This is a genomic window from Acinetobacter sp. 1294596, from assembly GCF_000582925.1.
GTDB classification, from domain to species: Bacteria; Pseudomonadota; Gammaproteobacteria; order Pseudomonadales; family Moraxellaceae; genus Acinetobacter; species Acinetobacter radioresistens.
This window is the reverse complement of record NZ_JFCC01000067.1, coordinates 1-11,371: the sequence shown is the minus strand read 5'-3', so window position 1 is coordinate 11,371 and position 11,371 is coordinate 1. Positions and strand designations below refer to the sequence as shown.

Sequence of the window (11,371 nt, the reverse complement as noted above, 5' to 3'; positions counted from 1 at the left end):
TTATGGCTATCTAAAGTAAAGAGTAAAGCTCAATTAAGTATCTTACTAAATGATACTCCTAAATATGAATCTATAGACAAAAAATTTTTAAAAGAAGTAGCCCTTTTAAGTCCTGATCCCAATAATATTAAAAAAATACCCGAAATTTTAGCTAAAAGTGGAATTATATTAATCTATGAAGATTATATTCCATCTATGAAGCTAGATGGCTGTGTTTTTTTATTAGAATCAGGTAATCCAGTTATTGCAATGAGTCTAAGATATTCAAGGTTAGATAATTACTGGTTCACGTTAATGCATGAACTTGCTCATATTGTTTTACATAACGAACTTTTAGAGCAGGGAATAGTTGATAATTTTGAAGAAGAAACTCAAGATAAGGTTGAATTACAAGCAAATAAGTTAGCTAAGGAATCTTTTGTTTCTAGAGATAAGTGGCGAAACTGTCCAGCTAAATATTCAAAAGATATAAATGTTTTAATTGAATTTTCAGAATCAATAGGTATAAATCCTATTATTATTGCAGGCTTATTAAGACATGAAGAAAACAACTATTCTTTACATAGTAAGCTTATAAGATCTATTGATGTAAAAGAGATAATATAAATGAATAAATATGTTCCATTTTTAAAAGCTAAACAAAATGAGATTTTTGCATTAAAGAATTTAGACTCTTCATTATTTGAATTTGTTACTCCTTTTTTTGACTATCCTTTGGATTTAAAGAAAACAACAGATCAAATTAAAAAAGCATTTAAAACTAAAGTTAAACAATATGTAACTCACTTAAGTGAAATTCAAGAATTCTATTTTGACAACTATGATCTAGATAGTGATTTACAAATTGATGGAAAACACAACTATGAATTTTTCCTTAATGAATTAAAAGGATTACCTGTAATCCCTGTTGTAGGTATAGATCGATCTCAAGAGCATGTAGATACGGTTATTAAATTAAAAAAATCTGGTCTAATAAGTTCTTCTATTTTGGCTTTAAGATTTACTCTTTCAGATTTTGAAGATTTTGAAAGTGTTGAAATAGATTTAGAAGATTTATTAGAACCTGCAATAGAATTATTTGATAAAGTTGATTTAGTTTTTGATGCTCGAATATGTAATCACTTAGATTCTGATAAAGTTGCTAAACATATTTTTGATTTTCATGATGGTTTTTTAAATAAATATCCTTCTATACATATTAGAAGGGTAATTACTACAGGTTCATGTATTCCTGCTTCAATTAGAGACCTATTATCCACTGGTGAAAATAAAACTATTGTCCGTAATGAGATGAATATATTTGAAAAAGTTAAAAAATATGAAATCAGTAATGAATTAACTTTTGGGGATTATACAGTCATTACTCCAAATTATTCTGATTTAGATTTATCAGGTGGAACTTTACAAAATATTATGGCTGCTAAGTTAATATACTCATATGAAAATAAGCATTTTATAACAAGAGGAAAAGCTATTAAAACTTATGGAAGAGAACAGTATTTCGATTTAGCTGCTCAGATATGCAGCCAAAGCTTTTTTAGAACTTCAGCTTCATCATCTGGTGATAGCTTCTTGGATGCAAGATCGAAAAGAATTCCTCCAGCTAGTCTACCTAACATGGTTGTAGCACCTTTAATTAATGCTCATATGACATATATGCTTAGAGATGCTCTTCTCTAGAATATTGATCTTTATATCTATCAAATAATAAATTACAAATTTCATAGTTTAATTCTACTTTTTTTCTAGAGTCAGAGAGTTTCTTTGCAAGGAACTCTCTTGGCTTAGAATTAAGTTTTTGATGTTCTAATAATTGAAGCATTTCACTTTTCCACAGCATTAGAGAGGCTAGGTTTTTAGTGAAATTTGGATTATTTTTTGCTGTACGAATAGACTTAAAAGTACATTTATCTTTAACTTTTTTCACGAGTATAATTCCCCAATACTGAGGAGCTAAAATTTGGGCTTTTTCTAGATGATTTTCAGTTGTAACTAATGTTATTTTCCTAAAACTAGTATCATAAAAGAAGCCCTGTTTAACAATTCTTTCAATTTTATCATTACTACCTTTTATCTCATAGCAATGAGCTTCTTCATATAAAGCAACAACATCAGCTATAGCATTCCCATTGTGTACTCTAAGTTCCTCTAAGACAGCTCTAGGTTTAAACCTTTGATTATTCAATCTCAGAATTAAATTTTGACGAATTTCAAAATCATTTAAAGGAATCATGACTCAGGATATATAAGTGTTTGATACATTATAATTCAAGATGAATCGAAAAAACTTACTTATTACAGTTCCTACTCTTTGATTAAATAAACTACTTTATACTTCCCCAACACTGATTTAAAAAAGTTTAGATAATAAAAAACCCCGGCATCCTGCCGGGGTTTTTCATCGTTGCTGATTGTGCTGTTGTACCTTCTGGTCCATGTGCAATAACTTATAATTTTTGTTTTATGTTATGGAACATCCTGTTCCTGATGACTTGATCATAGGAAAATTCACCTATCCTGGACAGCCGTAAAGAACCGGAATTTACGTAAGCCTAGGCGTACAAAATAGCCTAAATTTTATCCACAAAAAATGTGGATAATTTGGGACATTGAGGCATTGATAAAATTTGAAAAATCTCAAAATTGACTATTTTTTAAACAATTTTATTGGCAAGAAGTATCAAAATCGCTCATAAAAAAGCCGACTTGTTTCCAAGCCGGCTTTTCGACATCGTCGAGCATTATCACTATAACACAAGTATTTGATTTTTATGTGTTTAAAATATGCATTTCGTATAACGCCCATTATGTTAAATGGCACAAAAAAGACCTCAGATTTGAGGCCCTTTTTATCTAAATTATTTATACGCCTGAATCGATTTTAAAATTTCAGCTCTGGCTTCTTCTATATTGCCCCAGCCATTAAATTTCATCCATTTACCTTTTTCCAAGTCCTTGTAATGTTCAAAGAAATGTTTCATTTGATCTAACTGAAGCTGAGGAAGGTCGCTCATATCTTTAACATTGTTATATAGCGGTGTGAGCTTAGAATGAGGTACAGCGATGATCTTTGCATCAATACCCGCTTCATCTTCCATATACATGACCCCAACAGGTCTGCTGCGAATTACTGATCCTACAGCAACTGCATGTGGAGCGATTACAAATACATCTAAGGGATCACCATCCTCACTTAATGTTTGAGGGATATAACCGTAATTAGAAGGATAAGACATTGCTGTACTTAGGAAGCGATCAACTAATAATGCATCATATTCTTTATTTACTTCATACTTGATGGGTTTAGCGTTTGCCGGGATCTCGATAATGCTATTAAAGTCATCTGGCGGATTGATACCTGCTTTAACATTTTTAAAACTCATTGTTTTACCTTCTAATATTCTGATTATTAATGATTGGTGAAAAATTGATAGGAAAGTATTCCTAGTACAGTAAAGATCAGTGAACCAATTACATGGATGGCTATTGTTGAGATAGCATATTCAAACTTTGAAGCTTGTAGCAACGCAACAATTTCAACTGAAAATGTTGAAAAGGTGGTTAAAGCACCACAGAAGCCTGTCACAACGAATAACTTGTAATTAGGGCTTATTGCGCTATTTGAAAAAAATGATACAGCTAATCCAATAATAAAAGCACCGGTTAAGTTAACAATCACTGTTCCGAAGGGAATATTTTCAAAGACGCTATTAAATCTAAGACTGATGCCCCAGCGAAGCCAGGCACCGATTACAGAACCGAGAGCAATAGATAAAAGAGAAAGATACATGACTGCTCCTGGTTATGAGCAGAAAGAGATATAAATAATTTTATGACGGGAAAACATCGCGTAGCTCCAGTTGGTAAAAGCAGAGCACGCGACTACGCACCCTGCTTAAGGGAAACGTAGGTATCATCAGCCAGAATAGGCGGTTTGTATAAGGAGGATAGCCATCTCCTTTGAGCACTATTATTCAAAAGATGATCAACTAATTCAATAGTCCCATATTATTAAAATACGTAAGTTTGATACTTCTTTATCTTTAGTTTAGTAAAAGTTGAAAATTTTGATTTTTGCTATAATCTTTTTGGAAAGGGTGTCCAGCTAAGCTGAGACAGGTGTTTGTTGTAGTCGGGCCGCTACAATATTGATAAAGAGCGCCTGTATGTTTAATTTCAAGATTTTTAATAAAGTCTCTACGGAAGTATTGACGATCAAAAATGACCTTCAGCTTAATGCTGAGCTGCAATTAATTAATAAATATAAAACGGCTATTTCTGAAGATTATAAACAGGCTATTGTTTTGATCTTTAAAGAACGTGGCTATACACGTTTGGAAATAGGTCAATTACTTGGGGAGCTAAAAGCTTCATAAAATACCGATTAAACAAAGCTTGGATATAACATCCAGGCTTTATAAAAAAGTACCTAGCTGTTACCCTTGTCCTGATTTTTTTTACTCTAAAAAGTTCCTTCATCTTATGACACTTACGCCACCTTAAGTTTATTTACCGTCTTAAATCTGTAAATAACTCATCACTGTCTAGTGATGTGGTGTAGTCGCTTGTGTGTTGTATATATCACATCACTAGCCTATCTGAAAAATTAAAAAACAGGCTATGTTTATGTTATCTAATGTCCGAGAACAGTGGTTCTCTAACATCCGTGGGGATGTACTTGCCGGATTAGTCGTCGGTCTTGCACTCATCCCTGAAGCCATCGCATTTTCAATTATTGCAGGTGTAGATCCTAAAGTCGGTCTATACGCATCCTTCTGTATTGCCGTCGTGATTTCCTTTGTCGGTGGTCGTCCAGCAATGATTTCAGCTGCCACAGGGGCTATGGCACTGCTTATGGTCACATTGGTCAAAGAACATGGGCTTGAATATCTGCTTGCAGCAACAATTTTGACAGGCGTGATTCAGATATTGGCAGGCTATTTAAAGCTCGCCAAGTTAATGCGGTTCGTATCTAAATCTGTAGTTATTGGATTCGTAAATGCACTAGCGATCTTAATTTTCATGGCTCAGTTGCCTGAACTGATTAATGTGACTTGGCATGTATATGCTCTGGTTGCTTTAGGTCTGGCGATTATTTATCTCTTTCCTTTGGTTCCCAAATTAGGAAAATTACTCCCTTCTCCACTTGTCTGCATCATTGCGATCACATTACTGGCAATCGCTTTAGGAATTGATGTACGGACTGTGGGCGATATGGGGTCTTTACCTGACACACTTCCAATGTTCTTGATTCCAAATATTCCTTTGAATATTGAAACATTGATGATTATTTTGCCTTACTCAGTAGCACTGGCGGCAGTAGGTTTACTTGAGTCGATGATGACAGCAACCATCGTGGATGAAATGACAGATACGCCAAGTGATAAATATCAGGAATGTAAGGGACAAGGGATTGCGAATATTGCTTCTGGCTTTATGGGTGGCATGGCCGGTTGTGCCATGATTGGTCAATCTATGATTAACGTAAAATCAGGCGGCCTTACACGCTTATCAACATTCTCTGCGGGTATTTTTCTTCTTATTCTGGTTGTATTTATTAGCGACTGGCTCAAAGTGATTCCAATGGCTGCATTGGTAGCGGTAATGATCATGGTCTCGATCAGTACTTTTGAATGGAGTTCTGTCACTCAGTTAAAAGATAATCCTAAGAGTAGTAATATCGTCATGATTGCGACAGTGATTGTTGTTGTGGCTACGCATAACTTGGCTCTAGGGGTATTAACGGGCGTATTGCTTTCAGCCTTGTTCTTGGCGAATAAACTTGAAAATGATATCCAAGTGACAGCATCTTTTGAAGGAACAGCCCGTTTATATGATTTGAGAGGTCAGATCTTCTTTAGTTCTTCTGAAAAATTCATGCAAGGTTTTGACTTTAAAGAGGATGTAAAGGATGTGATTATTGATTTGACCCATTCTCACATTTGGGACGTAACATCAGTCGCCATGCTTGATTCTGTTGTAAATAAATTTCAAAAGAATGGTGTGAATGTCACTGTGCGTGGCTTAAATGAAGCCAGCTCTATCATGATTGATAAGTATGGAACACATGCCAGAATCTAAGTGCAGGAGATTCTACATTTATGTAGAATCTCTAAAATTAACATAATACACCTTATACGAAATGCGTTATAATTCCACTTAGAAATCAATGCTGTAGTTTCTAGTTGATAGCCCATCTTCCCCAAGGTGGGTTTTTTTTATGATTTTTCACGTTCCACGCCTATTCTTTGACCAATGTTTCACGACTTTATTCAGTTTTAATAAACATCATCCGGTTTTTTGATGAGTCATTATTTCATGTGCTTGCACTGAAATTGGCTCATTAAAAAAGTGGAGTCCTGGCTAACCATAAGGAAGGAAAAAACGGCTCAGGAAGCCCCTCTTCTTAGGTTCAGGCTCAACGTGTTCTGGAACAGGGATACGTTTGTTCTCTGGAGTAGTCAATCCGTCATCTTTAGGTGGAACGACTATTACCTCTTCTTTCATTTCTACAATGGGAGCTGATTTAGGGAGTTCGAGTTCACTAGGGTCTTGGATCTTTGGTTTGGGTGCTTCCAGTAGACGTTGCATCGTCTCAATTTGATTTTGATAAAAGGATTCACGCTCTTTTGCATCATCAAGCTGATTTTTTAGCATGTCTATCTGTTGCCTAAGTAGTAAAACTTCTGCCGAATTTGGACTGTCTATTTTTACAGACTCTTTTACATCTAGTTTTTTTGAAGGTTCGCCAAAAACACGGATAGCTTCAGCCAGATCAATTTTATTATCAGAATTTTTACTTAAAATTCCTTTCTTTATGTTGTTGTAAATCGTTTGTCTATTGATATTGTAAAGCTTAGAAAGCTCAAGAACTGTAAGGCTTTTCATGCTGTAAATCTATGCCTAACTCTGTCAAAAGTTGTTGTCTATTAGACTGCCTAATAGACAAATGATCAAGTATAAATTTTAGGCAGCTTGATAGCCAACTTTTTGAAGATAAGGGAATAATTCTTGGAATTTTTCACTATCTTGAAGCATTTCAGCAATACGTATAGCGAATTGTGGATAGCTTTCTGTACCCTGAGAATACTTACCCATTTCTGGTAGTTCGGAAAGTTTAGTAGCGAATAAGTGGCGTTGCTTATCTGTCATTCTCGAGAACAGATCAGTTGTATTAGGATTTCTATTAGTTTCTATAGATCGAATAGTTGCTTTCTTTGGCTTAAAGCTAAAAGAAAATCCTGAGATTGAACGACCTTTTTTATGTTGTTCGTATTTAACAGTGATATCTGAAAATTCGTTGATTTGATCTACTGCAATATCTAAAACACGTCTCTTAAATGCTTCCATTCGAGTGTATTCGTTAACCCCTATACCAAGTTGGCTACGAAATTTATTTAATTCATAAACAGGCGTTTTCCCTACAGACTTCCATTGCATTAAGAGTTCATAAAGACGTACTGCATAAACGCTTTTGAAGTCAGCAGTTTTTTTCAAATGATAACTAGTAAAGTACTGTTCAAACCCATCTATTTTAGTGACATGTTCAATTACCACACGAGTTAAGGTAACTAAAATTCTTCCTTCACCCTTCCGATAATTAGCATCTTGAATCCAGCGACTTTTTGTTAAAGTTCCATCTTCATTAGTAATCGTAAATTGTCTTTTAAAAAGAGAATCTTCTGCTTCAATTAACGCTAGATAAGCTGCATCTGGAGAAACGTTAAATGCTTTAGCATATCTAAGAGCATTTAATTCTAAAGGTTCATCTGTTGATAATCCTTGTCCAGTCTCACGAGCGTCTACAATTGCGAGCTGAAGTAAACGGGTTTCGCTTAAAGTAAGTGTCTGTAAAGCTTGTACAAGTTTATTAGATTTTACGACTAAGTCTGTCATGTCATTCTATTTAGCAACAATCTTATTGTGTTGCTATAACAACATAATAAATATTTGTTGTCAAATACCGAGGAAACGTTGCTATATAACCGAGGAAACGTTGCTATATAACCGAGGAAACGTTGCTATATAACCGAGGAAACGTTGCTATATAAAGCTTGAAAGTCTTATAAATAAAAGGATTCAGTCGAGTTAAAAACATTTAAAAAATTTAAAAAATAATTAAAAGCATATTTCATGAAAAATTGCCCTTGGTTTTCGCTTCGCTCAAACTCTATTGAATCTCGCTTTCGCTCGATTCGTCGGGGCAATTTTTGGTTCATGTTTTCGTGACTTTGAGAAAAAGCAAAAGCAACTCGGAATTCACTTCGCTCATGAGCTTTTTTTTCTCGCTTCGCTCGGTTTAGGAATCAAACTTGGAAAGTTCGCACCCATTCGGGATGCTCTGTAAAGCAGGTGATTGATGGATAGGGAGCTTGTAATCAGAGAAAGGGATGGGCAAATTTTTTCAGTTCGCTCGTAGACACTCGCTCTGTTTAGCGACTCATGCCACGAGATTTCATTTTTGGTGCATGTTGCTGTGCTTTGAGCTGTTGTTCTTGTCTAAGTTTCATTTGTTGTTCTGCTTTGATCTCATCCACACAGGTTTTGATGGCCCGATAGTTTTTATATAAGTTTTGGTATTGCTCGGCTTTGGCTGGATGCTGCTTTTGGTACTGTTTCCAGGCATGTTCTTTGAATTTGTCATTTTCCAATAAATCCTTCACACCATTTTTTTTCTGGTATTCATGTCTGCCTTTTAGCTGTTTGTGTTCTTGGTAAATCGCATCACGTTGTGCTTCCCAGGCTTTTTTTCCAAACAGTAAGGGTTTGTTCTGGGTTAATTCATTGTGTTGATCCACTAGGCTTTGTAATTTGTCATGACTTTGTTTGAGTCCGCTTTTCACGATGTCTTGGGCGAGCTGCTGACTAAACTCGTTTTTATGCTTTTGCATCTTGCCTAGGGTGTTTTCTGCCTTTTTAAAAACATCCTGCATAAAATCCAGGTCTAGATTCGTGTCTTTTGCGCTGATTTCGCGTTTTAGCACTTTGCCAAGGGTTTCCCTCTGTTTTTCCTCAAACAGGGCTTTTTCGTCAATTGGTGGCGTTTTAGCACTATTTTCAATCTGAGTCTGCTGTTCTGTTTTCAATGCACTGAGTTTTATCTCGTTTTCAGCAATCAGCAGGTCCATATTTTTGCCGTATTGCAGCTGAGCCTGATTTCTTTCTTTGATTTCGTCATTGCTTCGGCTGATTTCGGTTTCGATGCCTCTTCTACGTAGTTCGGTGACTTTCGGTCCTTCGTGCAGGGTGGCTTCCAGGCCATTCTCCTGGTCTTTGTAGCTACGGTGGTCGACCCGGGCGGTGGATCCGGCCAGATCCAGGTGCATATTGCAGATATCGGCAAAGTGTTCGCGCCAGTGCTCGATTTCTCCACTGTGTTTCTGATCGAGCTCCCGGGTTTTCTCGGTAAAACCTTCGGGAGTGAGCTTACGTGTGCTCATCAGGATATGGGCGTGATAATTGCGTTCATCACTGCCGGATCCGGTATGCGGTGCATGAATACAGGCATCGACGGCCACCTGGTGTCTGTCCACGATACTGGTGCATAGTTCTTCGAGCATGGCCAGGCGTTGTTCCTGATTCAACTCACTTGGAAAGGCAATCTCAAATTCCCGGGCGACTGTCGAGTTTTTTCGGGTTTCCCTTTGTTCAACTTCGTTCCAGAGTTTTTCCCGGTTTTTTAAATGCTGTGGTGCGCCTTCGGGTAAATAAATTTCTTTGTATTCCACACCGGTTTTTCGGCTGTAGTCATGTTCTCGGCCTTCACGTTTACAATAGATCTTTTCACCTGCCCGATAGGCAATCGCAGCAGTGGCGGAACGCCCTGCTGATCGTGCTACGGTTTTGACTGAAAAGTGGTAAATCGCCATGCCTGTTTTTCGCTTTTAAATTTTCACGTAGTGAAATACAACCGTGAATACGGTTGTCGGGGTATTGGGGAGACCCCAATCGGACTTGCAAACGAAGTTTGCATAAGTGCGCTCTTCGAGGAAAACATTACTATACATATAGTACCTTGAATGCATATTCAAGTGCGCTTATGTTAGGGATGGTTTCCCAGGATGATGGTATTGGATTAATGAGCGTTACTGAAACTTTAGACAGCAAGATTAAGGCACAGGAAGAGAAGCTAAAACAGCTTAAGGCTCAAAGACAGGCAGCATTAGCAAGAGAGCGTGCCAAAGAAAAAGAACAGGCACGAAAGGATGATACCAGACGCAAGATTTTAATCGGATCCTGTATGCTAAAAATTACCGAAGATGATGAACAGGCTAGAGCAAAATTAATTGCTCAAATGGATAAATATTTAATAGATTCACGGGATCGGAAGCTATTTAATCTTTGATTTAGGATATAATTAAATCATTAATATCTTTATTGATTAATTTTTAATTAAAAAATCATTATAGGAATTCTAGTGGATATAGCTGAATTAAAAAAACAAATTGTTTCTGGTGCTTTTCCTGAACTAAGTGGAAATCCCTCAGTTATTGTATCGGAAAATATAAAAAATAATATTACAGGCGAAAATCACTCTTATGAAATTCGTAAAGGATTTTCTCTAGTTGCAGCTATTTCATGCGATACGTTATGGGGAGAAGAGAATTTAAAAATTTTGGAAGAGATCGATTCTCATAATTTTTCTGAAGAAATTCTGATAGAGATTTTTGATAAAGTTAGCTTTGAGGATGAGCATTGGGATTGGTTTGGAAAGGCGCTACATTTTTCACAAAAAAATGGTTATGAATGGTTTTTTCTATATATAGATCAAAAACCTCAAGGAGCTTGTTTGATATATCAACCAAAAGATGGCGCCTTAAATAATAGTCCTATCTTCTATGTGGAATTTATTGCTGTAGCTCCATGGAATAGAAAAGTACCATATGTTAGAGAACGCCAATTTAAAGGAGTTGGAGCAATTTTATTGAATAAGATTTTACACTTCTGCGTTAATAATACAGGATTAAATCCTGGTTTCTGTTTGCACTCATTACCTAAGGCTGAGCCTTTTTACACAAGTCTAAAAATGTTAAATGTCCCATCTTTTACTAAGGATGGATTAGTATATTTTGAACTGCCTCGTACAGAAGCAGAAGTTTTTTTGGGCGTATAAATTATGGACAAAAAAATAATAGAATCTTGGTTTGACTTTGATTCTCTAAATAAATCATCTAGTTATGATGTATTCGAAAAATATAAGATATTTAAAGAGAATTTTAAAAAGTTACCTAAAAAAGATTTAGTTAAATTGAAATGGATATCCTCTACAGAGGATATGTCTTCTTTAAGTTATTTTTTCAAAGATTTTATAAAAAGTGATAATAGTTCTTCTCTTTTTAGAAAAAGTATTACATCAGATAATTTATTAATA

General features: G+C 35.7%; 13 protein-coding genes and 1 riboswitch. Of the genes, 7 read left to right on the top strand and 6 right to left on the bottom strand.

Features of this window, described 5'->3' with window-relative positions; translation table 11 throughout:
* A partial coding sequence (locus tag J502_RS15145; protein ID WP_034684961.1) for an ImmA/IrrE family metallo-endopeptidase occupies window positions 1–606 on the top strand: 606 nt, incomplete at its 5' end.
* On the top strand, window positions 607–1,680 hold the full coding sequence (locus J502_RS15140; protein ID WP_034684960.1) for a beta family protein: 1,074 nt from the start codon (window positions 607–609) through the stop codon (window positions 1,678–1,680).
* Here the strand turns inward: J502_RS15140 and J502_RS15135 are convergent.
* The 3 genes from J502_RS15135 to crcB form a co-directional block, all read right to left on the bottom strand.
* A complete protein-coding gene (locus J502_RS15135; protein ID WP_052026712.1) occupies window positions 1,661–2,233 on the bottom strand; it encodes a sce7726 family protein in 573 nt (190 codons plus the stop codon). The two genes, J502_RS15140 and J502_RS15135, sit on opposite strands and share 20 nt — an antisense overlap.
* 625 nt (window positions 2,234–2,858) lie before the next feature.
* Window positions 2,859–3,383: an inorganic diphosphatase gene (gene ppa / locus J502_RS15130; protein WP_034684958.1), complete on the bottom strand. Its 525-nt coding sequence runs from the start codon at window positions 3,381–3,383 to the stop codon at window positions 2,859–2,861.
* 26 nt (window positions 3,384–3,409) lie between these two features.
* On the bottom strand, window positions 3,410–3,790 hold the full coding sequence (gene crcB / locus J502_RS15125; protein ID WP_034684957.1) for a fluoride efflux transporter CrcB: 381 nt from the start codon (window positions 3,788–3,790) through the stop codon (window positions 3,410–3,412).
* Window positions 3,791–3,900: 110 nt separating this feature from the next.
* A riboswitch (Fluoride riboswitch) is annotated at window positions 3,901–3,968 on the bottom strand.
* A 198-nt stretch (window positions 3,969–4,166) separates the two neighbouring features.
* On the opposite strand from crcB, the gene J502_RS15120 reads away from it, so the two are divergent.
* Together J502_RS15120 and J502_RS15115 are read left to right on the top strand one after the other, a co-directional pair.
* A complete protein-coding gene (locus J502_RS15120; RefSeq protein ID WP_004282305.1) occupies window positions 4,167–4,376 on the top strand; it encodes a hypothetical protein in 210 nt (69 codons plus the stop codon).
* 250 nt (window positions 4,377–4,626) lie between these two features.
* Window positions 4,627–6,081, top strand: coding sequence for a SulP family inorganic anion transporter (locus J502_RS15115; RefSeq protein WP_004282306.1), 1,455 nt, complete (start codon window positions 4,627–4,629; stop codon window positions 6,079–6,081).
* Window positions 6,082–6,363: 282 nt separating this feature from the next.
* On the opposite strand, the gene J502_RS15110 is transcribed toward J502_RS15115, so the two are convergent.
* The 3 genes from J502_RS15110 to mobQ form a co-directional block, all read right to left on the bottom strand.
* Window positions 6,364–6,888 carry a plasmid replication DNA-binding protein gene (locus J502_RS15110; RefSeq protein WP_034684955.1) on the bottom strand — a complete coding sequence of 175 codons (525 nt, stop codon included), beginning with the start codon at window positions 6,886–6,888 and terminating at the stop codon, window positions 6,364–6,366.
* Between the two features lie 78 nt (window positions 6,889–6,966).
* Window positions 6,967–7,896, bottom strand: a complete 930-nt coding sequence (gene repM, locus J502_RS15105) for a replication initiation protein RepM (protein WP_034684953.1) — start codon at window positions 7,894–7,896, stop codon at window positions 6,967–6,969.
* A gap of 536 nt (window positions 7,897–8,432) precedes the next feature.
* Window positions 8,433–9,869 carry a MobQ family relaxase gene (gene mobQ, locus J502_RS15100; protein ID WP_034684951.1) on the bottom strand — a complete coding sequence of 479 codons (1,437 nt, stop codon included), beginning with the start codon at window positions 9,867–9,869 and terminating at the stop codon, window positions 8,433–8,435.
* Window positions 9,870–10,078: 209 nt separating this feature from the next.
* On the opposite strand from mobQ, the gene J502_RS15095 reads away from it, so the two are divergent.
* The 3 genes from J502_RS15095 to J502_RS15085 form a co-directional block, all read left to right on the top strand.
* A complete protein-coding gene (locus J502_RS15095) occupies window positions 10,079–10,345 on the top strand; it encodes a mobilization protein (RefSeq protein WP_155757387.1) in 267 nt (88 codons plus the stop codon).
* Between the two features lie 72 nt (window positions 10,346–10,417).
* Window positions 10,418–11,113, top strand: a complete 696-nt coding sequence (locus tag J502_RS16405; RefSeq protein ID WP_052026711.1) for a GNAT family protein — start codon at window positions 10,418–10,420, stop codon at window positions 11,111–11,113.
* A 3-nt stretch (window positions 11,114–11,116) separates the two neighbouring features.
* Window positions 11,117–11,371: hypothetical protein (locus J502_RS15085; protein WP_034684945.1), on the top strand; the 255-nt coding region annotated here is incomplete at its 3' end.

Excerpts from the sequence above, each read along its gene's own strand:
- J502_RS15140 (WP_034684960.1), top strand. The coding sequence starts at position 607 with ATGAATAAATATGTTCCATTTTTAAAAGCTAAACAAAATGAGATTTTT.
- J502_RS15110 (WP_034684955.1), bottom strand. The coding sequence starts at position 6,888 with ATGAAAAGCCTTACAGTTCTTGAGCTTTCTAAGCTTTACAATATCAAT.
- ppa (WP_034684958.1), bottom strand. The coding sequence starts at position 3,383 with ATGAGTTTTAAAAATGTTAAAGCAGGTATCAATCCGCCAGATGACTTT.
- J502_RS15095 (WP_155757387.1), top strand. The coding sequence starts at position 10,079 with ATGAGCGTTACTGAAACTTTAGACAGCAAGATTAAGGCACAGGAAGAG.
- J502_RS15120 (WP_004282305.1), top strand. The coding sequence starts at position 4,167 with ATGTTTAATTTCAAGATTTTTAATAAAGTCTCTACGGAAGTATTGACG.
- J502_RS15115 (WP_004282306.1), top strand. The coding sequence starts at position 4,627 with ATGTTATCTAATGTCCGAGAACAGTGGTTCTCTAACATCCGTGGGGAT.
- crcB (WP_034684957.1), bottom strand. The coding sequence starts at position 3,790 with ATGTATCTTTCTCTTTTATCTATTGCTCTCGGTTCTGTAATCGGTGCC.
- J502_RS15135 (WP_052026712.1), bottom strand. The coding sequence starts at position 2,233 with ATGATTCCTTTAAATGATTTTGAAATTCGTCAAAATTTAATTCTGAGA.
- repM (WP_034684953.1), bottom strand. The coding sequence starts at position 7,896 with ATGACAGACTTAGTCGTAAAATCTAATAAACTTGTACAAGCTTTACAG.
- mobQ (WP_034684951.1), bottom strand. The coding sequence starts at position 9,869 with ATGGCGATTTACCACTTTTCAGTCAAAACCGTAGCACGATCAGCAGGG.